A 1,975-nucleotide genomic window follows, 5' to 3' on the forward strand; every position below is an offset into this window, starting at 1 on the left:
GAAAAATAGCGGGCAGGCCCTTCGCCTGCCCGCAGACAAAAAACCGAAATCGAATTTTCCTGAATATTCGCCGAGTGTACCCCCAACGGGGGTTGACCGCACAAAGCAGGCGGTCGTCTACAAAGGCGACATGAAACGGGAATGGCCCCGGATGCGGCAGATGGACAAGAACCCAGGCCGCCATCGCTTGACCGCCGACGCAACGCTGCCGGATCGTCGGGATGCTTGCCGCGCACCTCCCGGGTCATGTCGCATGCGTCGTCAATACCTCGAACAGCAGCATGGCGCGTGAACCGCCTTGCGTCTTCGGTATGGCGGCAGAGCGGTTTCGAGATCGGAGCCGGCTGGCAACGAATTTCACGCCCTCGATAGGCGGTGCCTCGAAGCCAAGTTGGATGACCGTCCAAGACAGGATGTTCGGCACGCTTGCCCCCGCTTTCAGATGCGAGACGGGGTCAAGATGATCACCCTCGACAGACGCCCCGCCGTGCGCGTGTGGGCCGGCTTCGAATTGGGGCCGGCGCCGGCCGTTCATACAGCGGAGGTGGGGGCGCAGGGGCGGGGTCAAGCATATCGGATCGAGCCTGCCGGACAGCCGGTGGACCGCGCGTACATCATCCTGGCAACGCCAGACGCTCCTCTGGCGTCATGCGGGCTTCCACCTGCCGGCGGACGTCCGGACCAGCATGGCGGAGCATGGCGCACCAGTCTTCCACATTGTACGTGGTCGCCATGCTGCCCCTGGCCAGATCATAAATGACGCACGGCTTGTTCGCCAAGGCGAGCCGAAGCACGTTGACGGCCGTGCCGGGTGATGCGCCGTTCCAGACCATCATGCCAAAGTCAGCGCGCCGCGCCATCTCCCGGTCTTTGGCGGCGTGGACCCAGTATCCTGTGGCTTCGTCAGGAGAAGGAACATGGTAGGCGGCCCAGTCGCCCAGATTGTTTTGGGGTTCCTTGCCGGCATGGAAGACGCCGACATGCTCGTACTTGTAGCCCGCGAGCAGGCCCTGCGCCTCGGCATCGGCTCCCGACGCGTCGCCAATCAGCACGCCGTGCTCGGCAGCAACGATTGCGCCGATGCGAGTGATGGCAGGTTCCGGCAGCTCGAATATCTCGCTTGATCCACCTATGAATATCATCGACATCGTGACTTCCCTTCTCTCCAGCGTCCCGCCCCCGCGCCGGCCGCCCTCTCCCACTGGCCCTGCGCGAGGGATCGTCACCCGAAGGCCGAGACGGCGAAGCCGGCGCGGGGAGGGGCGGACGCCGCGACTAGAGCCCGGCCGGCCGCAGGCCGGCGCGCCTAGGCCCTGCCGCTGCCGGAGGCGCTACGCGCGTGGACTAGCTGCCTTCGGCCAGCCAGAGGCTCACGTCCTGAATCGAGCGCATCAGGATAGACGGGTTGTCTCGCGACGGGACAAAACCCCAGCTCTGCCAGTAGCCCTCGGCCTCGGCGTCGATCGCCCGCACCACCACCGCGCGGCCGGCGACGATTTCGGCGCCGGCGACCCAGCGACGAAGCGCGTCCTTGACCAGGCCGCTGCCGATGCCTTGTCCGGCATAGCGATGATCGACGGCGAGTTGGCCGATCAGCAGGCAGGGGATCGGATCGGGCGGGCGTCCGGTGCGGATGGCGCGCGGTGCGCTGTTTGGCTGGATCACGCCCGGCGCAAGGCCGTAATAGCCGACGACTGTTCCCTCGTCGTGAACGATCAGAACGCGGGTAAACCCGCGGGCCTGGTTCGTTCGCGCGAAGCCGGCCAGCCAAGCGTTAAGCGCCGGCTTGCCGCAATCGAAGCTTTCGAGGCGGTGCGCGTCGTCGAGGAGTTCGATGCCTGAAAGCGCCACCTAGCGATCCCAGGGCGGGAACCGACGCAGCCGCTCCGCCGCCTTCGGCGGGGGGGCGGCGGCAGGGGCTGAGATCGCCTGCATGAAAGCGTCATAGGCTTCCGGGGACACGCGGATGACGGTT

Annotated in this window: 2 protein-coding genes and 1 pseudogene; 1 reads left to right on the plus strand and 2 read right to left on the minus strand. The window is 66.1% G+C overall.

Annotation, left to right across the window (positions count from 1 at the left end; genetic code table 11):
- Positions 1-292: pseudogene (locus ACFFNA_RS41035) on the plus strand (hypothetical protein); the annotation flags it as partial.
- A gap of 322 nt (positions 293-614) precedes the next feature.
- Here ACFFNA_RS41035 and ACFFNA_RS41040 read toward each other — a convergent pair.
- Together ACFFNA_RS41040 and ACFFNA_RS41045 are read right to left on the minus strand one after the other, a co-directional pair.
- Positions 615-1,148, minus strand: coding sequence for a hypothetical protein (locus tag ACFFNA_RS41040; protein WP_378926202.1), 534 nt, complete (start codon positions 1,146-1,148; stop codon positions 615-617).
- Between the two features lie 196 nt (positions 1,149-1,344).
- Complete coding sequence (locus ACFFNA_RS41045) at positions 1,345-1,851, minus strand: GNAT family N-acetyltransferase (protein WP_378926204.1); 507 nt, start codon at positions 1,849-1,851, stop codon at positions 1,345-1,347.
- Positions 1,852-1,975: the final 124 nt, after the last annotated feature.

The organism is Mesorhizobium kowhaii (assembly GCF_042431665.1).
GTDB lineage: Bacteria > Pseudomonadota > Alphaproteobacteria > Rhizobiales > Rhizobiaceae > Mesorhizobium > Mesorhizobium kowhaii.

Coding starts and splice junctions, on each gene's coding strand:
- ACFFNA_RS41040 (WP_378926202.1), bottom strand. CDS start 1,148: ATGTCGATGATATTCATAGGTGGATCAAGCGAGATATTCGAGCTGCCG.